The sequence below is a fragment of the Kribbella sp. NBC_01505 genome (genome assembly GCF_045040285.1).
GTDB lineage: Bacteria > Actinomycetota > Actinomycetes > Propionibacteriales > Kribbellaceae > Kribbella.
This window is the reverse complement of sequence record NZ_CP109425.1, coordinates 9,331,676-9,355,815: the sequence shown is the minus strand read 5'-3', so window position 1 is coordinate 9,355,815 and position 24,140 is coordinate 9,331,676. Positions and strand designations below refer to the sequence as shown.

20 protein-coding genes and 1 riboswitch are annotated in these 24,140 nt (G+C 69.0%); of the genes, 8 read left to right on the top strand and 12 right to left on the bottom strand.

Going from position 1 to position 24,140, the window contains the following annotated elements:
- The first annotated feature begins 146 nt into the window (after window positions 1-146).
- Window positions 147-656, top strand: coding sequence for a hypothetical protein (locus OG474_RS43510; RefSeq protein WP_405059552.1), 510 nt, complete (start codon window positions 147-149; stop codon window positions 654-656).
- Here the strand turns inward: OG474_RS43510 and OG474_RS43505 are convergent.
- The 11 genes from OG474_RS43505 to OG474_RS43455 all read right to left on the bottom strand — a co-directional run bounded on the left by OG474_RS43505 (window position 613) and on the right by OG474_RS43455 (window position 13,886).
- On the bottom strand, window positions 613-1,491 hold the full coding sequence (locus OG474_RS43505) for an ECF transporter S component (RefSeq protein WP_405059551.1): 879 nt from the start codon (window positions 1,489-1,491) through the stop codon (window positions 613-615). The genes OG474_RS43510 and OG474_RS43505 overlap by 44 nt on opposite strands.
- A complete protein-coding gene (locus OG474_RS43500) occupies window positions 1,488-3,095 on the bottom strand; it encodes an ABC transporter ATP-binding protein (protein ID WP_405059550.1) in 1,608 nt (535 codons plus the stop codon). Before OG474_RS43500 ends, OG474_RS43505 begins: the two co-directional genes overlap by 4 nt.
- Window positions 3,092-4,207 (bottom strand): CbiQ family ECF transporter T component, encoded by a 1,116-nt coding sequence (locus OG474_RS43495; protein WP_405059549.1) that lies wholly within the window; start codon window positions 4,205-4,207, stop codon window positions 3,092-3,094. The genes OG474_RS43500 and OG474_RS43495 overlap by 4 nt, the downstream gene beginning before the upstream one ends.
- Window positions 4,204-5,214: a hypothetical protein gene (locus OG474_RS43490; RefSeq protein WP_405059548.1), complete on the bottom strand. Its 1,011-nt coding sequence runs from the start codon at window positions 5,212-5,214 to the stop codon at window positions 4,204-4,206. The genes OG474_RS43495 and OG474_RS43490 overlap by 4 nt, the downstream gene beginning before the upstream one ends.
- Complete coding sequence (locus tag OG474_RS43485; protein WP_405059547.1) at window positions 5,211-7,712, bottom strand: hypothetical protein; 2,502 nt, start codon at window positions 7,710-7,712, stop codon at window positions 5,211-5,213. Before OG474_RS43485 ends, OG474_RS43490 begins: the two co-directional genes overlap by 4 nt.
- Before the next feature lie 111 nt (window positions 7,713-7,823).
- A riboswitch (cobalamin riboswitch) is annotated at window positions 7,824-7,894 on the bottom strand.
- Between the two features lie 33 nt (window positions 7,895-7,927).
- A complete protein-coding gene (locus OG474_RS43480; RefSeq protein WP_405059546.1) occupies window positions 7,928-9,247 on the bottom strand; it encodes an aspartate aminotransferase family protein in 1,320 nt (439 codons plus the stop codon).
- On the bottom strand, window positions 9,244-10,566 hold the full coding sequence (locus tag OG474_RS43475) for an aminotransferase class III-fold pyridoxal phosphate-dependent enzyme (RefSeq protein WP_405059545.1): 1,323 nt from the start codon (window positions 10,564-10,566) through the stop codon (window positions 9,244-9,246). The genes OG474_RS43480 and OG474_RS43475 overlap by 4 nt, the downstream gene beginning before the upstream one ends.
- Window positions 10,563-12,107, bottom strand: coding sequence for an aldehyde dehydrogenase family protein (locus OG474_RS43470; protein ID WP_405059544.1), 1,545 nt, complete (start codon window positions 12,105-12,107; stop codon window positions 10,563-10,565). The genes OG474_RS43475 and OG474_RS43470 overlap by 4 nt, the downstream gene beginning before the upstream one ends.
- Window positions 12,108-12,388: 281 nt before the next feature.
- Window positions 12,389-12,763, bottom strand: a complete 375-nt coding sequence (locus OG474_RS43465) for a hypothetical protein (protein ID WP_405059543.1) — start codon at window positions 12,761-12,763, stop codon at window positions 12,389-12,391.
- On the bottom strand, window positions 12,760-13,335 hold the full coding sequence (locus OG474_RS43460) for an Asp23/Gls24 family envelope stress response protein (RefSeq protein WP_405059542.1): 576 nt from the start codon (window positions 13,333-13,335) through the stop codon (window positions 12,760-12,762). The genes OG474_RS43465 and OG474_RS43460 overlap by 4 nt, the downstream gene beginning before the upstream one ends.
- Window positions 13,326-13,886 (bottom strand): RNA polymerase sigma factor, encoded by a 561-nt coding sequence (locus tag OG474_RS43455; RefSeq protein ID WP_405059541.1) that lies wholly within the window; start codon window positions 13,884-13,886, stop codon window positions 13,326-13,328. Before OG474_RS43455 ends, OG474_RS43460 begins: the two co-directional genes overlap by 10 nt.
- Window positions 13,887-14,128: 242 nt before the next feature.
- Here OG474_RS43455 and OG474_RS43450 point away from each other — a divergent pair, with 242 nt between their 5' ends.
- From OG474_RS43450 to OG474_RS43430, 5 genes are read left to right on the top strand one after another with little or no spacing between them, the layout of a single operon-like run.
- Window positions 14,129-14,638: an Asp23/Gls24 family envelope stress response protein gene (locus tag OG474_RS43450; protein WP_405059540.1), complete on the top strand. Its 510-nt coding sequence runs from the start codon at window positions 14,129-14,131 to the stop codon at window positions 14,636-14,638.
- 32 nt (window positions 14,639-14,670) lie between these two features.
- The gene (locus OG474_RS43445; RefSeq protein ID WP_405059539.1) at window positions 14,671-14,859 is read left to right on the top strand and encodes a hypothetical protein; all 189 of its coding nucleotides are present in this window, start codon (window positions 14,671-14,673) and stop codon (window positions 14,857-14,859) included.
- 55 nt (window positions 14,860-14,914) lie between these two features.
- The gene (locus OG474_RS43440) at window positions 14,915-15,880 is read left to right on the top strand and encodes a DUF6286 domain-containing Asp23/Gls24 family envelope stress response protein (RefSeq protein WP_405059538.1); all 966 of its coding nucleotides are present in this window, start codon (window positions 14,915-14,917) and stop codon (window positions 15,878-15,880) included.
- 1 nt (window position 15,881) lies between these two features.
- Window positions 15,882-16,457: a hypothetical protein gene (locus tag OG474_RS43435; RefSeq protein WP_405059537.1), complete on the top strand. Its 576-nt coding sequence runs from the start codon at window positions 15,882-15,884 to the stop codon at window positions 16,455-16,457.
- 49 nt (window positions 16,458-16,506) lie between these two features.
- Window positions 16,507-16,971, top strand: coding sequence for a nitroreductase family deazaflavin-dependent oxidoreductase (locus OG474_RS43430; RefSeq protein WP_405059536.1), 465 nt, complete (start codon window positions 16,507-16,509; stop codon window positions 16,969-16,971).
- Here OG474_RS43430 and OG474_RS43425 read toward each other — a convergent pair whose 3' ends face one another.
- Window positions 16,972-18,705 (bottom strand): L-aspartate oxidase, encoded by a 1,734-nt coding sequence (locus tag OG474_RS43425; RefSeq protein ID WP_405059535.1) that lies wholly within the window; start codon window positions 18,703-18,705, stop codon window positions 16,972-16,974.
- Window positions 18,706-18,867: 162 nt separating this feature from the next.
- Between OG474_RS43425 and OG474_RS43420 the strand changes: the two genes are divergently transcribed.
- Complete coding sequence (locus OG474_RS43420; RefSeq protein WP_405059534.1) at window positions 18,868-20,241, top strand: NAD(P)/FAD-dependent oxidoreductase; 1,374 nt, start codon at window positions 18,868-18,870, stop codon at window positions 20,239-20,241.
- A 1,852-nt stretch (window positions 20,242-22,093) separates the two neighbouring features.
- Entirely contained in the window at window positions 22,094-23,929 is a 1,836-nt protein-coding gene (locus OG474_RS43415; protein ID WP_405059533.1) for a DUF222 domain-containing protein, read from the top strand.
- Window positions 23,930-24,140 lie beyond the last annotated feature (211 nt).

Below are 24,140 nucleotides of genomic sequence, written 5' to 3'. Positions count from 1 at the left end.
GTCCTCCTGCTCCGTCGCTGCCGTGGGTCGCTGACAAGTGGCGAGCGGTGTTGGCAAGTGTTGCGTGTAAAGATGCAGGTCAGGGCGTGAACCGGTACTTTGGTCGGGTTTGGTGTGCAGATGCCCAGTGAAACAAGGGGGAAGGCATGAGAAGAGCACGTCTGCTGGCTGGTGCGCTGGCGGTCTTGGCGGCTGTGGTTGTGGCGCCTGTGCAGGGTACGGCGACGGCTGCGGTGCCGCAGCGGTTGGGGACGGCGGGGTACTGTCCGGACGGCAACGGGGTGACTGTTGTTGTGGACTATCAGGGGCTGGGTCAGCCGACTGAGATTCGGTGTGCGCAGGGGGACCAGGCGACTGGATTGGCCGCGTTGGAGAACGCCGGGTTTGTGGTGACGGGGACGGACCGGTGGGGCAAGGCGTTCATCTGCCGGATCAACGGGTGGCCGACGGCCGCTACGGAGCCGTGCAAGAACACGCCGCCGGCCAATGCCTACTGGTCGTACTGGCATGCGCCGAATGGTGGCAGCTGGACCTACAGCCAGTCCGGGGCGTCCGCGCGGAAGCCACCGCTCGGTAGCTTCGAGGGTTGGTCGTTCTCGCAGAACGCTGGTCCTACGACGAATCCGCCGCCCCGGGTGGCTCCGGTGCGTCCGTAGTCTTCCGGAAGGTTCCCCTGACGCCGAACGACGCTCTGTGCGCCGTTCGGCGCAGGACCGCTAGCACGGCGGGTCCGAGCAGCAGGATCGCGACTGTGTTGGTGATGGCCCGCCCGGTGTCCCAGCCGCCGGTCGAGGTGAGCAGGGTGAAGATCGCGAACCGGTGCAGGTTGTCGAGCACCGGAGCGCCGGGCATGTAGCTGATGCTGCCGTCGTGGTACGGGACCTCGGCGTGCGTGATGAACGGCCAGAACCACAGGTTCATCAGGAAGCCGAAGGCATACGCGACGAAGATGCCGTATCCGATCAGCATCGCGATCTCGGCCTTCCCGCGGACCCGGCGCGGGAGCAGACCGGCGCCGAGGCCGATCCAGGCCGAGCAGATCATCTGGAACGGCAACCAGGGCCCGACTCCGGCGGTGAGCAGTGCGGACGCGAAGAGCGACGTACAGCCGAGCAGGAAGCCGAAGCCGGGGCCGAAGACTCGTCCGGCCAGCACCAGCAGGAAGAACACCGACTCGATGCCCGCCGTACCGGCGCCGAGGGTTGGGCGCAGGGCGGCGTTGACGGCGGACAGTACGCCGAGGATCGCCAGCGCCTTGGAGTCCATCCCGCCTTCGGACAGCTCGGAGACGACCACGGCGACGAGCACCGGCAGGATCACGATGAAGATGAACGGCGCATCGGTGCCGTGCTGCGACGGCGATGGGTCGACCTTGGTGAGCAGCGGCCAGATGAACATCATCAGCCCGGCCACAGTCGCCAGCACCAGTACGACGGCCGAGCGCGGGCCGACGCGGATCGCGCCCGGATCGACGACCACCGACCTGCTCATCGGACCAGCTCCAACGCGGACCGGACGGCGTCGACCGTCAACCAGGGCGACGGCGCGAGGATCTTCGCGACCTGGGGAGCGAAGGCGGGGGAGGCGCTGACCACCTCGGTGGTGGTGCCGTCGGCAACGATCTCGCCCTCGGCCATCACCACCACCCGGTCGGCGGTCATCGCGACGAACTCGACGTCGTGGGTGGCGACGACCACGGTCCGGCCGTCGGCGGCCAGGTCGCGGACGATGTCGCGGAGGCGCGCCTTGGCGGAGTAGTCGAGGCCGCGCGTCGGTTCATCGAGCAGTACGACGGCCGGTGCCGCGGTGAGCTGGATCGAGAGTGCGAGCGAGAGCCGCTGGCCCTCGGACAGATCGCGTGGATGCCGCTCGTCCGGGAGACCGGGGACGATCCGGTCCAGGAGCGCGCGGCAGGTTCCGGCGGCTGCTCCGGATTCGCGGTCGGCGCCGGCGCATTCGTCGGCCACCGATTCGCGGTACAGGAGGTCACTCGGGGTTTGCGGGACGAGTCCGACGAGTTTGCGGGACTCGCTGCGGGACAGCTTCTTCGGATCGTTGCCGTCGACATCGACCGTGCCGCCTTGGCGTGGACCCGCACCGTGCAGTCCCCAGAGCAACGAAGACTTCCCGGATCCGTTGCGGCCCATCAACGCAGTCACCATGCCACGATGCAGTTCCAGGTCGACGCCCCGGACGGCGACAACCTCGCCGTACCGGACGACCACCTTCCTGGCGTTGAGAAGTCGGGTGGTTGCCTGAGGCAAAGTCTCTTCGGGTGTGCGGTCGGCGAGGCGTTCGCGCAGTGGGCCCGCAACTCGGCGGGCGTCGCGGACGGACAGCGGTAGCGGACTCCAGCCGGCCAGGCGGCCGAGTTCGACGATGGGTGGGGCGATGGTGGAGGTACGGAGGATGTCTGCCGGGTCGCCGTACTGGGCGGTGCCGTCGCCGGGGAGGTGGATGAGGCGGTCGGCGTACTGAACGACGCGTTCCATCCGGTGTTCGGCCATCAGGACGGTGACGCCGAGGTCGTGGACCAGGCGGGTGATGGCGGCGAGGACGTCTTCGGCGGCGGTGGGGTCGAGCGCCGAGGTGGGTTCGTCGAGGACGAGGACGCGCGGGTGGCTGGTGAGGACCGAACCGATCGCGACCCGTTGCTGCTGCCCGCCGGACAGGGTGCGGAGTGGGCGGCGGCGGAGTTCGGCGATGCCGAGGAGGTCGAGGGTTTCTTCGACGCGCTTGCGCATCGTGGCGGGCGGTACGGCGAGCTGTTCCATGCCGTAGGCAAGCTCTTCCTCGACGGTGTCGGTGACGAACCCGGCCAGCGGATCCTGCCCGACCACGCCGACCAGATGCGCGAACTCCCGCGGCGGCCGGCTGCTCGTCGCGATCCCGTCGACCGTGACCTCGCCATCCAGATGCCCGCCGGTGAAGTGCGGGACGAGTCCGTTCACGGCCCCGAGCATGGTCGACTTCCCGGTCCCGGTGCGGCCGGTCAGCAGACACAGCTCGCCTTCGCCGATGGTCAGGTCGACCCGGTCCAGGACCGGCCGCTCCCCACCGGGGTAGGTGATGCTGACGTTGTCGAACCGGATCACCGGACACCCTCCTTAAAATCGATGGCAGCCTCGAGGTCGTTGGCGGCCGGCGGAACCAGCCAGGCCGGCAGAACAGCGATCAGTACGCCGATCGCCGGCAGCAGGTCGACCGCCGGCCAGGTCAACGGTCGCAGCGAGGGGTTGAGGTTCGCCGGATCGACCGAGCTACTGCGGAAGAGCGCGACCGCGGCCGCGATCCCGCAGGCAGCGGCGACGATCTCCGCGAGCCGCCAATGGTCGGGTCGATACATCGTCCGGTGCACGCGACGACCGGCCGAGTACATCCCAGCCGCCGCGATCGCGACCCCGAGCGCCAGCATCGGCCCGGCCAGATAGCGCGGGGTCGTTCCGTCCAGTACGCCGTACACGCCGACGCAGATGCCGATCAGTCCGGTCACGAGGAGCGCGCCGGTGACTGCCCGGGCGCCACCGGTGAGCGCACCCGAGCGGCCATAGCCACGACTGTCCATCGCGGCTGCCAAGCGGAGCGAGCGATCCAGTGCGTCTTCAAGCACGGGAATGGCGACTGCCCGGAACGCGCGAATACCGCGCTCGGTGCTGCCGCGTAGCCGGCGCGCCCGGCCGACCCGGACCACGCTCTCCGCGAGCTGCGGAAACACCGACACCGCAACGACCACCGCAGACCCGGCCTCGTACAACGCGGATGGCACCGACTTCAGCAGCCGCTTCGGATTCGCCAGCGCATTGGCCGCTCCGACGCAGATCAGCATGGTCGCGAGCCGGAGGCCGTCGTACGCGCCGCCGAGTAGTGACTCGACGGTGACCTGACCGAACAGCCGGATCCCGGCAGCCCAGGCAGGTAAGGGAATCTCGGGCAGGGTGAAGAGGATGCGATCGCCCTCGCCGCCGCCGAAGATGATCCGGTAGACGACGCGCATCACCACGATGAAGACGCCCAGCGACAGATACAGCCGGAACGCGACTGCCCACGGCGCATCCGAGCGGCGGTTCATCACCACGTAGACCACGACGGCCAGGATCAGGGCGAGCAGCATCGGGTTCGTCGTCCGGCTCGCCGCGGTCGCCAGCCCGAGCGCCCACAACCACCAGGCCGCCGGGTGCAGGTTGCGGGGCAGCCAGTAGGCGGTCACGAGCGCTTGCTGCGGCGGTACTGCGCGGTGATCACCGCGGCGCCGATCAGGATCAGTACGGCGAACCCGGTGAGCATCGTCGACACCGGTACGCCGCTTGGCGCGTTACCGCCGTTGTTGCCCGAGGCAAGTGGTTCGCCGCCGGTCCACTGCACGTCGCCCTCGTTGGTCGAGTTATTGGTCGAGGGCGCCGGCGTGGTTCCCTCCCGAGGTAGACCAGGCGGCAGGGTCGTCTGACCGGTCGGCGCGGACTGCGCGGGCTGGCTCGGGCCGGAGGACGGCTGGGTGGATTGAGTCGTTCCGCCGCTGGGCTGATTCGGGTTGGGCTGCCCGCTGACCGTGGTGATGATGTCGCTGGGCAGGCCCTCGTCGTCGGCACCCGGGTTTGCCGAGCCGCCCGGGTTCTGCTGCTCGTTCGGATTCGAGCCGGTCGGCCCCTGCGTCGGAATGTTGGTGGTCGGCTGCGGAGCGCTGCCCGGTCGGCGCGGCGTGATGCGGGGCTTCGGGTTGGTGCTGGCGGTCGCGTTCAGCGAGAACGCCCAGCCCTCGAACCCGCCGCGGATCGCGTTGCGGTTCTTCACGCCCCACTGGCTGTACTGCCACTGGCCGCCGTTGGTCGCCCACCAGTACGACCAGTAGCCGGATGCCGGGGGTGTGTTGAGGCAGGGCTCCTTGTAGTTGTCCTGCCCCTTGATCGGGATCACCTCGTTGGGCCCCGGCCGGTTCTCGATCCGGCAGATGAAGGCCTCGCCGTACCGCCGGGTGCCCTGGATCTGGATCCCGGCGTCGAGCAGCGCGGAGTGCCCGGTGAACCCCGGCACGACCGGCCCCTTGGCGCAGCGGACGATCGTCGTACCGCCGAGGGCCCGGAAGTCGATGACCACCGTCACGCCCTCCTCGGTCGGGCAGAAGCCCGGCGACCCGTGGGACGGATCGACCGCACTCGCCGACAAAGGGGCTCCAAGCAACGACAGTCCCAGCAGGACCGCCGCCGTACGGCGGATCATCGGGCCGCTCCCTGACGCCGGGTCAGGAGCCAGCCCACGATCGCGCCGAGACCGACCAGGACCAGTGCTGCGACCGCCAGCCAAGCCCAGGGAACGCTGTAGCCGGTGACGGCCGCCTGTGGCGTGATCGCGCTGTCGTCGGTGAACGGCGCTGTTGCCGCCCGGCTCAGCACGGTCGGATCCGCGGTCAGCAACGAGCCGCTGGTCATTGCTAGCAGCGCGCCGGTGCTGGCGGCGACGTCGCTGGTCGCCTGAGCGTCGGCCGGGTTCACCGGCAACCCACCGTCGGCGCCGATGGTGAGCGTCAGCCGCTCGGACGCCGCCGTCGTGTCCAGACCGGCCGACCTCAGGGCGACGACGGCCGCTGCTGTCACCGGTACGTCGGGCTGTCCGTTCTGCTGCCACCCGCCCTTCCAGTTGCCGTCGGCATCCTGCCGATCGGTCAGGGCCTTCAGAGCCGCGCGCAGGCTCCTGGTCGGAGCAAGCGCTTCGGTCGAGCCCGCCCGGACCGCGTTGAGGGCCTGCACCGCCATCGCCGTACTCGCGATGTCGCCGGTCTGGCAGCGCTGCTCTGCCGGACCGAACCGTGCTGGGAACGATCCGTCGCCGCACTGCTGCCGAAGCAGGGCGTCCATCGCCCGCTTCGCCTCGTCGTTCTTGCCCGCGGCAAGGAGTGCGAGCACGCTGTACGCCTGGCTCGTGAGGTTGGACTGATCACCCTGCGTGGACTGATCGGTGAGCCGGCCGTCCGGTTGGAGCCGGGCCGTCAGCTCGGTCGCGAGATTGCTGCCCGCCTCGTCCTTGGTGCCGAGGGCAAGCAAGAGCACCAGCTTGGCGAGCGGAGCGACGTACCGGGCGTCGGCCTGGTCGTAGGGCACCCCCTGCGTGTACGCCGCGATCGTGGCCGGCTGAACCATCAGCGACGAGATCGCGTTGATCGTGCCGGGCAGCTTGTCCGTCTGCCGCAGCGCGAGCCCGAGGTTGACGGTTCCGTCGTAATCCACGTAGGTCGTGCCGTCACGCACTACCTCCAGGTGGTTGCGGCCGACCAGCTTGCTCTCCAGGTAGGCGAGCGTGCCGTAGGCAGTGCGACCCGGTACGGCGGTCTGCGGTGGCGTGGTCGGCGAGATCGTGGTCACCGACGCCGGGCCGGGGACGCTGACGGTCACCGTCGGCCGGGGGAGCGCCGGCGCGGTCGGCACCGAGACGACGACCCGTGTCGCAGTGACGGTCTTGCGCGGCAGCGGCGGGGGATTGACGACCTTTGTGTGGGTCGCTGTCGGTCCGGGCCGGGTCGTGGTGACGGTCGGTGCCGTGGGGTGCATTGTCGTCGTCACGGTCGAGGTAGTGGTGGCGGTCGCCGTCGTGGTGATCGTCGTGGTCGGGGTCGGAGTGGGCACCGGCGGGTTCGGGTCGGTCCAGTCCAGGTCGCCGAACGCCACCGGCGCGAACGCGAAGATCGCCTGCGCGGTCGCGCGGCGCCACTGGTCCATTCCGAGGTCCATACCGTCCTTCAGGCCGTCCTTCAGCGTCGTGGGGTTGTAGGCGATCGCGCCGATGTGCGGCGCGGCCGGCGTCCCGGTGGCGTTCGCGGCCGTGAGCTGGACGGTGGTCATCCAGGCTTTGGCCTTCTCGTACGCCGCGGTCCGGCCACCGGTCGCCAGTGCCTGCGCGACCAGACCGGTGCTGTTGGAGTTCGCGTTCTCGGTGCTGACGCCGCCACCGAACGAGCCGTCGGGCTGCTGGACCGTCTGGAACCAGTCGAGGCTCTTGGCGATCTCGTCGTCGAGCCCCTCGATGCCGCTCTTCTTCGCGGCCATCAGGGCCTGCACCGCCATCGCGGTGCCGTCGCCGTCCGGCGCGGCAGCGGCCTCGTCGCAGGTCTTCCGGTCGTCGTACATCATCCGGAAGTAGCCGGCGCCGCATTGCTGGCGGAGCAGAAACCTGACCGCGCTCTCCGGGACGCCGCCGGAGCGGGCCAGACCCATCACGGCCAGCGACTGGCTGAAGACGTTGGTGGTGTCGCTGCCGGTGCCGTAGTCGCGCAGCCGGCCGTCCTCGACCCCGGCCTCGGGCCCGGCGATCAGGAACAGGGTCTCCTGGCGCACGTTGTAGCCGCCGAACGAGCGGGGATCCTGCCCAGCGGTGACCGCGGCCAGCAGGGTCTTCGCGGTGGAGCCGGCCACCCGGCCGTCGGGCGGTCCCCAGCTCGGGTTGATGAAGTCCTTGACGTGCGCGGAGATCGCGGCGACGACCTTGGCGATGACGATCGGGTCGGCCTCAGCGGCGGTCAGGGCCCACTGCGTGTCGATCGTCATGCCCCAGTCCGGGCCGAGTCCCGGCCCCGGCATCGCCCCGTCCACCAGCTGGGAGTTCAGCCAGGCCGCCGCGGCCGTCGCCGGTGGAACGGGGGCGGCGGTCGCCGGGACGGTGGGCAGGAGCACGGCCCCGGCGACAGCAACGGCCAAGGCGGACCGGAGGAGGGCGGTGATGCGCATGGGACCTGACTTCGGGCGGGCGGTCCGCGGACGGCCGGCCCAGGCAGGGTCAACCGCCGGGACTCCGCCCGTGAACCACGACGGGTGTGGAGTTCATAGGCCCGTCGGTGAGGCAATCCGGCTCACGGAGAACGTTCTCCGCCTACGGTTGCGGGTCAGCGCCGGACTTCGACCGGCTTCCCCCCACGCGTCGGGTCGTACAAGCAGAAAGAATCTTACCGAGCAAGGATCTCATGGATCGCCGTCGCGCAACCCGCCGTGACCTCGGTCACCTGGGCCGGGGTGATCACCAGCGGCGGGCCGAAGACCAGGAGATCGCCTTCCGACCCGTTCGCACAGCCGGTGGAGTGATACAGCAGCACGCCGCGCTCCTTGGCCGCCGCGACGATCCGCTCGGCGACACGCTCGCTCCGTGGGAACGGTGCCTTGGTCTCGCGATCCGCCACGAGCTCGACCGCCCACAACAGGCCGCGCCCGCGGATGTCGCCCACGTGCGGGTGCTCCGAGAGCGCTCCCCGCAATTCTTCGCCGAGCTGATCCCCACGTGCAGCGGCTGCCTCAACCAGGCCATCGCGACTGAGGACATTCAGTACGGCGAGGCCTGCCGCGGCTCCGACCGCGTGGTGCGAGTAGGTGAATCCGTGGACGAATCCGGCGCGTTGAACGGTGTCGTGCACTTCGCCACTGCACACCGTGAGTCCCAACGGCCAGTACCCGGAGGCCGCGCCCTTGGCCGCCACCAGCAGATCCGGCCGGACGCCCCAGTGATCAGAGCCGAACCAGCGGCCGGTCCGCCCGAAGCCCGTCATGACCTCGTCCGCGATCAGGAGTACGCCGTACCGTCGGCAGACCTCGCTGATGGCCGGCCAGTAGTCGTCCGGCGGTACGCAAGCGCCGAGTGCCGCGCCGGCGATCGGCTCGGCGATGAAGGCCGCGACGGTTTGCGGGCCCTGGGCAACAATCTCTTGCTCCAGCGCTTCGGCGTGCCGAGCGCCGCAGCCGTTCGGGTGACTCTCCGGGAACGGGCATCGATACTCGTACGGCGAGGTCGTGTGCGCTGCCGATCCCAGCCACGGCAGGTACGGCGCGCGCAACCCGTCCCGGCCGGAGACCGAGAGCGCTCCCCGGGTGTTCCCGTGGTACGCGCCGGTGCGGCCGATCACCACTGACCGGTCCTCACCGCGCGCGAGGTGATAGGCCCGCGCGACCTTCAACGCAGTCTCGACCGCCTCGCTGCCACCAGACACCGGGTAGATGTACGGATCGTCGACGGGCAACAGCGGTCCCAGCGTCTCGGCGTACTCCTCCAATGCCGTGGACGCGAACGCCGAGCCATGCACATAGGCGACCCGGCGTGCCTGCGCGGCGATGGCATCGGCGACCTCGGCCGAACCGTGCCCGATCCCGACCACGATCGCCCCGCCGGCCGCGTCCAGGTACCGGCGGCCGGCGGTGTCGAAGAGTTCGGTGCCGCGACCGCCGGCCACGACCGGGAGGTCGCGACCGGCGGCACGGGAGAAGACGGAGCCAGTCACCCAGCGACCGCTTCGGCGAACAGAGAGAGCGCGATCTGGGCTTCCTCGGCTGTCACGACCAGTGGGGGAGACATGCGGATAGCGCTCTCACCGCACTCGAGCACGAGCAGCCCGCGCTCGAACGCCCGCTGCTGCACCGCAGCCGCTTCGTCGGCCGTCGCGAACTCGACACCGATCATCAGCCCGACGCCGCGGACGTCGACGATCTTGTCCGGGTGCTCGGCCTGGATCTTGGTCAGCCCCTCGATGAGCAGCTGTCCGATGTTGGTCGCGTTCTCCATCAGACCCTCGGACTTGATGACCTCGAGCGTCGCCAGCCCGGCCGCGCACGCCACCGGCGAACCGCCGTACGTCGAACCGTGCGCACCGGCCGGCCAGCTCTCCATCAGCTCGGCCCGGGCCATGAACGCGCCGAGCGGGAGCCCGGATGCGAGGCCCTTCGCGCTGATCAGGATGTCCGGCTCGACCTCGGTGTGCTCGATCGCCCACATCTTGCCGGTCCGCCCGGCGCCGGACTGGACCTCGTCGGCGATCAGCAGGATGCCGTGCTTGTCGCACAGCTCGCGCAGCCGGGCCATCCAGCCCGCCGGCGGTACCAGGTAGCCGCCCTCGCCCTGGATCGGCTCGACGAAGATCGCAGCCACCTCGTCCGGCGAAACCTCGTACCGGAAGAGCGTGTTCTCGAGGTGCTCGAACGTGCTGTCGTCACCGTACGGCGCGTGCAGTACGCCGGGCAGCAGTGGCCCGAATCCCTTGTGGTACTTGGACTTTGACGCGGTCAGCGTGACCGCGCCCATCGTCCGGCCGTGGAAAGCTCCGTAGAAGCTGATCACGTACGGGCGCTTGGTCGCGTACCGGGCGAGCTTCAGTGCACCCTCGACCGCCTCGGCGCCGGAGTTCGACAGGAACACCCGCACCGGACCGCTCATCGGCGCGGTCGCGGCCAGCGCATCGCACATCTCGCTGTAGATCGGCAGGAAGAAATCGCTCGCCGAGTAGTGCAGGAGTTCACCTGCCTGCTCCTGGACGGCGGCCGTCACGCGCGGGTGACAGTGACCGGTCGAGTTGACCGCGATCCCGGCATTGAAGTCGAGGAAGAGGTTGCCGTCGACATCCTCGATGACGCTGCCGTGACCGCGCCGCGGGGCGAGCGGGTAGGCGCGGGGGAGTGAGCGGCTGGTGACCGCGAGATCACGCTCTACCACCGCGCTCGAGAGCGGGCCGGGGATCGCCGTCTTGAGGTCCGGCACCGGCCGTCCCTCGGGCAACCACTCGGGCCGGCCGGTGTTGGGCTTGGCGTGAGTCGGAGTCTGGGTCATCGGGCTACCACCGTTCGGGACTGCTCGCGAAGGAACTGCTGGACGTAGTACAGGCCGCCACCGGCCTTGCCGGAACTGCCGGATCCCTTCCAGCCGCCGAACGGCTGGACACCCGGCCACGCACCGGTGGTCGCGCCGGCGGCGCGGTTGACGTAGACGACCCCGGCCTCGATCCGGTCGAGGAACGTGTCGACCTCGGCGTCGTCGGCGGAGAAGAAGCCCGCGGTGAGACCGAGCTCGGTCGCGTTCGCGAGGGTGATCGCCTCGTCGAGGGAGTCGACCGGCTGGACGGCGACGAACGGCACGAACAGTTCGTCGGTCAGCAACCGGTCTCCGGCCGGGAGATCCGCGACCACGGTCGGCTGCACGTAGCGGCCCTCGATCACTTCACCACCCGCGACGACCCGGCCCACGCTCGCGGCGTGCGCGACGGCGTCCCGGAAGCGGGCGACCGACTCGTCGTTGACGACCGGACCGACGAACACGTCCCGCTCGGTCGCGTCACCGACCTTCAGCTCACCGGCCCGGACGGCCAGTCCGGCGACGAACTCGTCGTACACGGAACGCTCGACGTACACGCGGGAACAGGCCGAACACTTCTGGCCCGAGAACCCGAAGGCGGAGCGTGCGATCCCGGCGATCGCGGTCGGCAGATCGGCCTTGGCGGAGACGACGGCCGGGTTCTTGCCGCCCATCTCACAGACGACCGGCTTCGGGTACGGCGTCGGGAAGCTGCGGTAGATCTCCATCCCGGCCTGGAACGAACCGGTGAAGGTCAGGCCGTTCACACCCGGGTGCGCGACCAGCAGCCGGCCGACCTCGTCGCCACCGGGGATCAGCTGCAGGACATCGCCCGGAAGGCCGGCGTCCTGGAGGCACTCGTAGAGCTTGACCGCGGTGAACGTGCCCTGCGGGCTCGGCTTCAGGACGACAGTGTTGCCCGCGACCAGTGCGCCACCAGCAGGCCCGGCGGCCAGGGCCATCGGGAAGTTGAACGGGCTGATCACGCCCCAGACGCCGTACGGGCGGAGCACGCTGGTCGTGCGCTCGGCGTCGGACAGCTGGTCCATCGGCCGGACGAAGCCGTCGTTGTCGCTGTACTGCTTGCAGTAGTAGCGAATCAGGTCGGCCGACTCCTCGACATCGCCGAGCGCCTCGAGGCGGTTCTTGCCGACCTCCATCGACATCAGCGCGGCGAGTTCGTTGGAGCGCTCACTGATCAGATCCGCGGCGCGCATCAGGATGTCGACGCGTTCCTGCCAAGGCCGGCCGGACCAGGCCTGTACGGCGTCAGCGGCGGTGCTGACCGCGGCGTCGACCTCGGCCGAGGTGGCGCTGTGCACGGTGCACAAGGTCAGCGCGGCATCGCCGGGGCTGGTGATCGTGAACGTTTCCTGCCCAGAGAGCGGTTTCCCGCCCACGAAGCCGGTCAGCTCGGCGCCGAGCCAGTCCTTCGCGGTGGCGAGGCCTTGTTCGTACGCGGTGTGCAGATCCTCGTTGTCCGCACTGAGGGTTGCGTAGGTGACGCGAAATTTCGTCATGGATGTCCTTCCGAGACACGCAGAGATAGGGCTGTGCCAGAAGAGGGGCTGCGGCAGAACGCACGCATGCCAAAGGCCACCAGGGTTGCTGGTGGCGCTGGGGTGAAGTGCTACCCGGGGGGAAGAATCGTGAGCGGCTTGAGGGAGCCCGGAGGACGCATGGGCCTCGCTCCCTTCTCCTACGACGGACTAGCGCTCACGGTGGTCCTGCTGTCCCGGCCTTTCTACCATCGAACCGGTCGCCGGGACCAGGGCGACCTTCGTCACGCAGGTACGTCGGTTCAGGTGTAGCGCGGTTCCAGGTCGAACTCGACGATGCGGATCCGCACGACCGCGGGGCGTCCGGTCGTCACCACCAGCGCCGCGGCGACCGCCTCGTGCACCTTCCGGCCGACCTCGCTCGCGAGATGGTCTACCCCGACCACGATCCGTACCTCGGCCCGCACCTCATCCGCCGCGCTGAGGTCGACCTCCACCCCGCCAACGTCCGGCAGGTCGCGCCCGGTCGCCCGCTGCCAGGCCTGCGCCCCGAACTGACGCAGCAGACCCTTGATCCCCGGCTGCAGCCGGACGACACCGCCGACCGCTCGGGCCGCCTGGGCCGCCGCGTCAGCCGCCCCGATCTGGGCGACCGCTCCGGACGGATCCGCGGTCACGACTGCGCCCCTGGGCGCGTCCAGACGTCGACGACCTCGAAGTCGAGCGACTCGAGCTCCAGCCCGATCTGACCGCGCAGCGCCAACGCGACCCGCTGTCGCGCCTCGTCGAGCGCACCGACCTGACCGGCTCCGAACTCGAGCGCGACCGACATCCACACCCGGACGGCTCCAGGCTGCGTCTCGGACTGCTCGATCCGGCACTGCCGCGCCCGTACGCCGGTGGTGCCGTCGACCGCATACCGCAGTACGGCGTTGAGAGCGTGTACCGAGACCTCGACCTCAGCAGGCTCGGTGGGGAGCGGGATCGTGCGGCCGAGGTTCAGGTCGGCACGGACCGCCGTCATGATCCGGTCGAGCAGTCCACCGGGGACCTCGACCGGGTCGTCGATCAGGAACTGGGTCGCCTCGATCAGCTGCTCCAGCCCGGCCTGCGCGGTCCGGCAGTGCGGGCAGGTGGCTCGGTGCGCGCTGAGCTCGCCGGACTCCAGCTCGTCCCAGACGTCTTCGACCGTGCGACCGCAGGGCAGTGGGTGCAGATCGGTGACCGCGTCCTCGGGGTTCATCTCCATGGCTTCATCACCTCCGCAAGTTCGGCGCGGGCACGGGCAATCCGGCCGCGGACCGCCGTCGGCGTCGTACCGACGAGATCGGCGATCTCCTGGTACGAGCGGCCGTGGACCTCGCGCAGTAGCCAGCAGGCACGTTGTGGCGGTGGGAGCCGCTTCAGTGCAGCGGCCAGTGCCTGCATCGCTTCGCTGTTCCCGGCCGCGCGGGCTGGGTCAGCGTCGTACGCGAGATCTTGGAGAGCGCTCTCTTCGTTCAGTTCAGTGGTGGGTTTGCGGCGTTGCAGGACGGTCAGGCATTTGTTGGTGGCGGTGCGATAGAGCCAGGAGCCGAAGGCCGCGTCGTGCTGGATCTCCGGCAACCGGCGCCAGGCGGTCACGAACGTCTCCTGGGCGACGTCCTCGGCGTCGCCGGTCGCGCCGTTCAGCATCCGCAGGCAGAGCGTGTAGATCCGCCGCTGATAGCGCCGTACCAGCAGCTCGAACGCTGCCGGGTCGCGATCGCGGGCCCGGGCGACCAAGGTCGCCTCGTCGAGCTCGATCAGCCCTGTGGTCACTCCACCTCCTGGTTGCGTGTGCGTTATTGAGACGACACTGCATGCCTGGATGTCACGGTAGCCTCCCCGATCCGTCGCGTGAGCCATGTCACGCTGGGTGGGATGTGGAGAGACCGTGACGATTCCGTCCGAACGGTCGTCCTTCCGGCGAACGGCTCCGAAGCTGGACCGATACCTTCCCCACCCCACCACCCCGAGCTCAGAGAGTTCGAAGCAGTCGCTGACGAGAAAGGCATCTTCCGATGACCGACAGTGCAATCCCTGCGAGGCCCACCCCCAAGCCGGCCGCCAAGCGCCCGACCGTCGCGCCGATCACCGGCACCGACACGGTCGTTGCCGAGGGCACCCTTGCCGGCGGCAAGACCTCGATCGCGGATGTCGTGGTCTCCAAGATCGCCGGGATCGCGACCCGCGAGATCCCCGGTGTGCACGCTCTCGGCGGCGGCGCCGCCCGGGCCGTCGGGATGCTGCGGGAGCGGATCCCGGGCTCGAAGACCAACCTGTCCCAGGGTGTCTCGGTCGAGGTCGGCGAGTCGCAGGCCGCGGTCGACATCGAGCTCGTCGCCGAGTACGGCGTGAGCATCGCCGGCCTGGCCGCGGAGATCCGGGAGAACGTGATCGCGGCGGTCGAGCGGATGACCGGGCTCGAGGTCACCGAGGTCAACATCTCCGTCACCGACGTGCACCTGGACGGCGACGACGATGACGACTCCGACGACGCCGCCGGTACCGCCGAACCTCGCGTCCGCTGACGCATCCACCACTTTCCTCAGAGGAGATCCGAGTGAGCACCTCGACCATCGGCCTGTTCGCCGGCCTGCTGATCGCCATCGCTGCCGCGGCCGGCGGGTTCCCCGGCTTCCTGCTCGCGCTCGTCCTGGGCGCGGCCGGTTTCGCCGTCGGGCACTTCCTGTCCGGTGGCGGTGGTTCGAAGGCCCTCGACGACCTCCTCTCCCGCCGAAACCGTGGCTGACCACAGCACCCCCGGTCCGGGTGACGTGCTGCTGGAGCACGGGGTGGGATCCGAAGTGGACTCTCCTGCGTCGGATGCACTGACGCCGGATGAACTTGCGCCGGTGGACGGATCGGCGTCAGGGGTCTCGGAGCCGTCCGCGATCGCATTCGGGGGCGATCGCGGCCGGCTCGAGATCGCCCAGCGGGCGGTCGAGCGGATCGTGGAGATCACGGCCCGCCGGCATCCCGCAGTCGCACGGCAGTCCGCCGTGCTGGGGCGTGGTCTGCCCAAGGCCCGCGTGGTCGTGGCCGGCCGGCGCGTCCGCCTGCAGCTGGAAACGGCGATCACCTGGCCGAACCCGCTGGCCGACACCGCCGCCGACCTCCGCGAAGCCATCACCACAGCCGTCGAAGAGCTGACCGGCTTGGGCGTAGACCGAGCCGACGTGATCATTGCCGCCGTCGACGCAACCCCCACCAAGGAGAGCACTGGTGACGTTGCCGCTTCTACCGCTGCGCAGGCGGCTAAGCAGCCGGTGGCGGGGGCTGCTGCGGTGTGGGTCGGGATGGTTGGGGCGATCGTCCTGATCCTGGCGGGATGCGTTGCGATCCGCGAGATGGCGGTTGCCTCCGGGCTCGTGGCCGGTACCTCGTGGCTGACCGACGGCTTCGGGCGCACGGTTGAACTGGACCCTGCCGGCTGGCTGGTGTCGGCCGGGATCGGCGCCGCCGTGGTCGGACTTCTGCTGCTCCTGCTGACGTTCAAGCGCCGTCGCCGGACTCACCACGCGGTCAACGGAGCCGACGGACTCGTCTGGGTGCGGAGCGCGGATGTCGCTCGCCTCGCCTCTGACAGCGCTCGGCAGGTGGATTCGGTGACTTCAGTCGCGGGCCGCTCGAAGCGGAAGCGGGTCAGCCTCACCGTGACGACATTCGGCGAACCCAGCCGCGTCAGCGCCGATGTGCAGGCAGTCGTCGATGAACGCCTGCAGACGATCAGCCCGGTGCCGCGCACGCGCATCGCCGTACGGGAGGAATGACATGCGTCGTGGAGTGATAGCCCTGGATCGTGTGGTGGGAACGCTGATCGCGCTCTCTCTGCTCGCGGTCGGCGGCGCGATGGTCGCCTGGCAGTACGGCGAACTCCCGTCCGCACCGGACTCGATCACCGCCGGCCCGCTGACCGACCCCACCGGCACCGAATGGTGGCCGTGGGCAACCGGTGCCGGGGGAGTGGTCGCGATCCTGTTCGGCCTCTGGTGGCTCGCGAGGCACCTGCCGCGTCGAGTTGGCGGCCGGTTCGCGCTCTCCGGCGGAGACGGTAGCGGCAAGCTCGTCGCCGATGCCCACTCAGCCGTGGACGCCGCGGCCCAAGCACTCGCCCGTACTCCGGGCATCCGGGACGGCTCCGGCCACGTAGTCGCCGACCGCGGCCAACTGGTCGCCGAACTCACCTGCACCATCGAACCCACCGCCGACCTCGATCAGGTCCACGCTGCCGCGGCCCGCACGGCCGCCGAGCTGGCTACCGTCGTGGCTCTGCCCAAGATCCGTACCCGAGTCCGCCTCCGCGTCGCTCGTACTGACAAGGCTGTGCCGGTCGCTCGCGTGATCTGATCAGGAATCGAGAAGCGGGTACGGCGTTCGCCCGCCTAGCGTCGTACCCATGAACAACACGAGCACACAAGAACGGCAGCCGGGAACTCCGGGAGCGCTCTCTCGCTGGTTTCAGCGGACGGTGAACGGGCGGACCACGCGCAAGATTCGCCGCGGTCGCGCCACGATGATGGGCATGGATCTGCTGGTCCTGACCACGGTCGGACGGCGTACTGGGCAGACCCGGGAGAATCCGCTGGCCTGGTTCGCGGATGGAGCGGATGCCTGGGTGCTGATCGCTTCCGGCGGCGGTAGCCAGAACCCCGGCTGGTACGCGAATCTGCTCGCCAACCCGGAGGCGGCAACGATCGAGCTGCCCGATCGCGGCGTCGTACCGGTGACACCGGAGCCGCTGACGGGAGCGTCGTACGAGGCGGCCTGGGCCTCGATCGTCGAGGCCCAGCCGCGCTTCGCGAAGTACCAGGAGAAGTCGGCGCGCAAGTACCCGCTCGTCCGGCTCACGCCCCGCGGTTGATCACTCGACGAGCTTGCCCTCGGTGGAGATGTCGTCGCGCATCAAGGCGCGGATCTCCGCCGGGATCGCGGGGATGCGCTCTCTCGTGATCTGGCCAGGGCCCGACCAGACCAGGTTCACCTGGAGCGACTCGTCCAGGTCGGGGTAGTCCGAACGGTTGTGGCAGCCGCGGGACTCGCGGCGTTCGAGAGCAGCATCCAATGTGGCCCGGGCGGCGAGTGCGGAAGACTTGAGGTCGAACGCGTGCGCCAGATCCTGGAATCCCGCGATGTCGGGGTGGACGCCGATCTGGCCGGTGCGCTCCTCGATCGCTTCGAGCTCCTCGATCCCGGCGAGCAGACCGGCCTCGTCCCGTACGACGCCGGCCCGCGCGGTCAGCGTGTCGCGGAGCGCTCTCTGCAAGGCCCGAACGTTCTCCGGCCCGTCAGCCGCGAGCAGCCCGTCGACCTCAGCGCGCGCTTCCCCGACGACCTCCGCGGATCGCTGCTGGGACTCGCGATTCACCGAGTACTTCGCTGCCTCCTCGCCGACGATCCGACCGAATACCAGGAGCTCGATCAGCGAGTTGCCGCCCAACCGGTTCGCTCCGTGCAGACCACTGGCCGCTTCACCGAGTGCGTACAGACCGTCGACGCCGGTCGAGTGGTCCTCGGCCCGCACCCACACGCCGCCCATCGAGTAGTGCGCGGTCGGCGCGATCTCGATCGGTTGCTGGGTGATGTCGAGCATCTGCAGCTCGAGCAGTGTCTGGTAGACCCGCGGCAGCCGCTGCATGATCGTCTCGCGGGGCAGGTGCGACACATCCAGCCAGATGCCACCCTTCGGTGTACCGCGCCCTTCCTTGATCTCCGTGTACGCCGCCAGCGCCACGCGATCCCGGGTAGACAGCTCCATCCGCTCGGCGTCGTACCGGGCCATGAAGCGCTCTCCGAGCGCGTTCCGGAGCTGACCGCCCTCGCCGCGAGCGGCCTCGGACACCAGCGTGCCAGCCGCGTTCTCGGGCTCCAGCAAACCGGAAGGGTGGAACTGGACGAGCTCAGGATCCCGGATCCGCCCACCGGCTGTAACCGCGAGACGGAATGAGTCTCCGGTGTTCTCATCACGCCGCGACGACGTACGCCGCCAGATCCGGGTATGACCGCCGGCCGCCAGAATCACGGCATCAGCGTGAATCACATAACGCTTTCCCGTATCGAGATCGAACCCATAGGCCCCGAAGACCGTGTTGTCGCGGACCAGAATCCTGGTCACATAGACGTTGTCGAGGATCGGTACGCCGAGCTGGACCGCGCGATTCACGAGTGTGCGCTGGATCTCCAGACCGGTGTAGTCACCGGCGAACGCCGTCCGCCGCCAGGTGTGCGCACCGAAGAATCGTTGCGAGATGCGGCCATCGGCCTCCCGGGCGAACGGCATTCCGTACCGTTCGAGATCGGCGATGCCCTGCGCGGCGCCCTCGGTGACGATGCGCACCGTGTCCGGGTTCGCGAGCAGGTAGCTCTCCTGCAGAGTGTCGGCGGCATGCTGCTGCCAGGTGTCCTCGGGATCCATCGTGGCCAGCGCGGCGTTGATCCCGCCGGCGGCCAGCGAGGTGTGCGCGTCATTGCGCGGACGTTTGCCCAGGGCAAGAACTTCGACACCGCGTTCGGCCAGCTCGATCGCGGCCCGCAGGCCGCCACCGCCGGTTCCGATCACCAGGACGGAGGTTGCGATCTGCTGCTCGGCCATCGTCATTGATGGTTCTCTCCTTAGGCTTTAGCGGCTCTACTCCCAGAAGACCACGCGGATTCGGGATCTGTGACTCGCCGGTGGGTAACCGCTGTCACACCGGGGGTGGGGGTTGTCACAATGAGGGCCTCTACGCTGTCCTACCTTGTGAGAGAACGGAGAACTGCGGTGCGCAGAATCGTGGTCGTCGGAGGTGGGTACGCCGGCTTCTACACGGCGTGGAAGCTCGAGAAGAAGCTGCGGCGCGGCGAGGCCGAGGTGGTGCTGATCGATCCGCGGCCCTACATGACCTATCAGCCGTTCCTGCCCGAGGTCCTGTCCGGTTCGGTCGAGGCCCGGCACGCGGCGATCTCCCTGCGCCGGAACCTTCGGCGTACCAGGATCATCGCCGGATCGGTGACGACGGTCGAGCACGCCCGCCGTACCGTCACCATCCACCCCGTCAGCGGCGAGGACTTCGAGCTCCGGTACGACGTGATCGTGGTCACCGCCGGCGCGGTGACCCGCACCTTCGACCTGCCCGGCGTCGCGGATCACGCGATCGGGATGAAGCATGTCGAAGAGGCCGTGGCCGTCCGCGACCGGTTGCTCACTGCCTTCGACGAGGCGTCCGTCCTACCCCCGGGTCCGGTACGGCGCCGCCTGCTGACGGTGGTTGTCGTCGGCGCGGGTTTCAACGGGGTGGAGAGTTTCGGCGAGATGCTCTCGCTGGCCAACAGCCTGCTCAAGTCGTACCCCGGATTGAGCCGCGACGACCTGTCCTTCCACCTGGTCGAGGCGACCGCACGGATCCTGCCCGAGGTGACCGACGGTCCGCGCGCGTGGGTCCGCCGCCTGCTCGAAGGCAGAGGCGGGCACCTGCACTTGGAGACCACTGTGGTCTCGGCTGCGGGCGGTCACATGGTGCTGTCCGACGGATCGGAGTTCGACGCGGAGCTGATCGTCTGGACGGCCGGCAACGCGGCGACCCGGCTGGTGCGCGGTCACACCGATCTTCCGGTGACCGCGCGCGGCCTCCAGACCCGCGCCGATCTGCGAGTCGGGACCGAGGACGAGATCGTTCCGGACGCATGGGCCGCTGGTGACGACGCCGCGATCCCGGACCTTGCGTCGCCAGTGCCCGGCGCATTGACGGTGCCGAACGCGCAGAACGCCGTACGGCAGGGGAAGCTGCTCGCCAAGAACCTGCTCGCGAGTCTGCGCGGCCGGGAGCCGAAGCAGTACCTGCACCACACGCTGGGCTCGGTCGCCACGCTCGGGCTGGGGACTGGCGTCTTCCAGTTCCGTCGCCTGGTGGTGAAGGGATTGCTCGCTTGGCTGATGCACCGCGGCTACCACGTGCTCGCCGTACCGACCTGGGATCGAAAGGTCCGCGTGCTGGCGGTGTGGTTGGCGTCCGCTTTCTACGGGCGCGACATCGTGTCACTCGCCTCGATACAGCACCCACGAGCCGCCTTCACAACCGATGCGCCACAGGCAGCTCCGGTGAAGAGCGAGCCTGCCGTCAAGCCCGAGCCGGTCACCCAGCCCGAAGGGCGTTGACAGTCGGGCTCGAGGCTGAGATAGCTCGCCGGGCCGGCGCGGAGCAGTCCGGCTTCGAAGTGTTCGGTCTCCGCGAGGATGCAGAACCATCGGCGCACCGTCCGTCCTGGCGGGCCCAAGCACATCCGCAGAGAGCGCTTTCGCACCCAGCAAACTCGGCCACCACCTCCCCGCTGAACAGACCCGCGGTGATGTCACCGCCACTCTGCGCCCTTCCCGAACAGCAACCAACTCGTCAGCCCCAGACAACGGAAACGCGGCCACCGGCCGGATCGTAAGGCCCGTCCAGCCTAGGAACGTAAACGCGGTCACCGGCCCTCCCCGCCGGACCGTCACCACAGCGCGTCAGCCCCAGGCAACGCTCACCTCTGGCCACCGACCTCGCCGCCCACCTCAGCCACCGCGGCGACCAGCGATGCTGTCTTTCGGATCGGCCGGTCGCGGCGAGCGCCACAGTGCACGTCCCTGGTCGAGTTCTTTCGGTCTGCACCCCGCCCGACTACCAAGGGCGGCCGGTTGAAGCGCACGGCGAGCAGGGCGGATGGTTGAGGGGATGGCGAGGCCGGTGACCGTCCACCGTCGGGTGGGGTTACCGGGCTGGGGCTGGGGTTCGTGAGGCCGCGCTATCCGGTGGATTTTGGGTGCCCGGTGCCCGGTGCCCGGTGCCCGGTGCCTGTTGCGTTTTGACGGCTGTTGTTCCCCAGACCGGTTCGGGGAGCGAGATCGCGACAGGTGGTCGGTCGCGGCGGGCTGAGGGCTTCGCCTGGCCAGGAACCCCGCCTCCCCGGATGTGCTCGTCCTGTCCGTCCGCTCGGATTCGGCCGGTGGCGTACGCGGTGGCTGGTCGCCGCTGCGGCCGGTTTTACTGAAGCGGTGTGGCTGGGGTGGTCTTCGGCTGAGGGGGGTGGTGCGGTCGGTGACCGCGGTTTCGGTTGCTTGTGGTTGGCGGGCTGTGGCTGGGCTGGTGGTGAGGAGGCCTGGTAGGTGATCCGCCGCGGGGGTTGCTGGTGGGCGGATCGGGTAGCCGGGTTCTTTAGCCGGTACTTTTTCTTATATAGCGACCGAAACTTACCGACTACCGTCACCTCACCTACCTCAGCCATAGCCCGGAAGCTCAAGCGACGGGAACCGTGGTCACGGGCCTCGCCATCCCCCTCAGCCCCAGGCGACGCCCGCCTAGCGCTTCAGTAAATCGGCCGCCGCGGCGACCAGCCACCGGCTACGTGTCCGGCCTGTCCGGTGCGGCGCGAATCGGGGCCACAGCTCTCTTTGCGGGGATCTACCGCCTCTCAGCGGCAGCAGCTCCCCGCAAACACGCACCAACCCCGACCAGCCACAGATCCACGGAGTCCTACTGCCAAATACCGGCAGCAATCATCCGTGAACCCGCACCAACCCCGCCCAGCCACCGGATTCCAGTCACCAACGCCCATGCCGATTCTGCAAGCCCAGGCGACGGGAAGATGGTCACCGGCCTGCCTTGCCGGACCGCAACCAAACCCGTCAGCCGAAAGCGACCGGAACCTCCTTCGCGGCCTCGCCATCCGGCTCAGCCACCGCAGAGCCGATGGCTGAGGCCGGACGGCGAGCCCGGCGACCGCGAGCCCGTCGCCTGGAGCTGGAGGCTGACGGGCGGTGGCTTGGGCGCGTGATGTGACGGCTGGTCGGAAACTCCTCGGCGCCATGTGACGAAGAATTTCCGATCAACACAACTACTGGTACCTGATTGGGCTGCGGCCAGGTGTGGGCAAGTTGAGCAGGCAACCAGCCCACACCAACAGCCCACACTTTCTTTGTATATAAGGGTTTCTGGGCTCGAAAACTGTCGGTGGCCATGTCTATGCTTATGGGTATGGAGATCTTGGCGATGCCACCGGTGTACACGCAGAGCGGCAGCGAACTGCTGTCGACTCTCGACACCCTGATGGCCACCGCCGCCCTGGTCGAAACCCTGAAGCTGCAAATCATGGGCCGCCTCGACGAAATCGGCACCGCCCAAGAACTCGGCGCCCGCGACACCACCGAACTCCTCGCCCAGCGCTACCGGCTCGTCCCCGCCGACGTCCGCAAAGACCTCGCCTTCGCCAAGGCCCTACCCAAGTACGCTGCCGTCGCCGACGCACTGCCAGACCCCGCCGACCCGTCGAAGTCGGCGGCCTCTGAGTCGTCGGGGTCGGCGGTCCTGGCGCCGGACTCGGCCAAGGTCATCGTGTCGACCTTGGAGAAGGCGCCGGCGACGGTGCCGGTCGAGGTTCTGGACGTCGCCGAACGCGAGATGATCCGGGCTGCCGAGCACACCAACACCCGCGAGCTCACCAAGTTCGGCCGCGACGTCCTCGCCCGCCTCGACACCGACGGCCCCGAACCCGCCGAAGACGAAGCCCACAAGGAACGGTCACTGCGGCTGCGGGATGTTGAGGGCGGGGTGAAGATCACCGGTTTCCTGCCCGGCGCCGCCGGGGAACAAGTCAAGACCCAGATCCACACCCTCGCCAAGCCCCACAAAACCATCGACGGTGAACGTGACCCACGCACCCTGGAACAGCGCCAAGCTGATGCGTTGATCGGGATCTCGGATGCTGCTGCAGGCAACCCCGACTGCCCCGGCGTTCCGCATCTGACCGTCACCATCGACTTCGACGACCTCAAGAACGCTCTCGCCAACATCCCAGACGCCTTCAACAGCGCGGCCGGTGGATCGGGGGCCACGGACGGGATGGGTGGATCGGGTGCGGTGGGTGGATCGGGTGGGATGGGTGGATCAGGTGGGGCGGGTGAGTTGGTGTTCGGTGGCAACCTGTCCGCCGGCGCCGTCCGTTTGCTGGCCTGTGATGCGGCGATTTTGCCGATCGTGCTGGGCGGGGATTCGCAGCCGCTGGATGTCGGCACCGAACAACGGTTCGTGAACCGGTACATCCGGCGGGCATTGAACAAACGCGATAAGGGCTGTGTGGTGTGTAAGGCGCCACCGTGGATGTGCCATGCCCACCACGTGATCCACTGGGTCGACGGCGGACCGACCAGCCTGCACAACCTTGCCCTGGTGTGTTCTGCCCACCACCACGCGGTTCATAAGAACCAATGGACCATCACCATCACTGGCGGTGTCGTCCACGTCGGTCGCCCGTCCTGGGCCGACCCACCACCACCCACCCCTGCGGACCTTGCTGCCATGGCCGCGTGGGTCACCCCTGCCCACAACACCGAGGCCGACAGCGCCGCGAGCGGCGCCAACGCCGGTGGGGACAGCGACGGTGGGTCCGGTAGCGGCGGGACAGGTCCGGGCACGGGCGGTGGCAGCGGGGTTAATGCCGGCGGGGTGAGTGCCAGCGCGGGCGATGCCAGTGGTTCCGGCGAGTTCAGCACGCCTAGTGCCGGCGCGACCAGGACCGACGGAGCCAGCACGGGCAGCGCCAGCGCGGCTCATACCGAGGAGGTCAGTGCCAGCACGGCTAGTGCTAGCAGGGCTCGTGTTGATGCGGGCGAGGTCAGCGGGGCCTGTTTCAGCTGGGGCGATGCTGGGACTGGCCCGACATACGTACAGCCAACCCGGCTTCCCGCAGCCAGCAACCAGCCCAACCCGGCACTCATCGCCCGCCGCGAAGCCTTCCGCGAACGGCTCCTCTCGCAAGGCTCCGGCTACACAGACCCCTGGGCAACCGACGACAACCCAGCAGCCGGACCGTAAACCCCCCGGGTCCTGGTGGCTCGCGGTCCCGACCGCTACCACCCGGGTCGAAACGGCAGCCGGCGCTCGTGGATCACCAACCACAGCGCCGGATCAGCCATGCGCCCACGCCGGAAACAGGTGCACTTCGTCGCATGGGGCGCCAGCAATCACGACCTCCGAGGTAGCCGCGCGCTGCATGGTGCCGGGTAGGCGACCGTGGCGTGGGGTT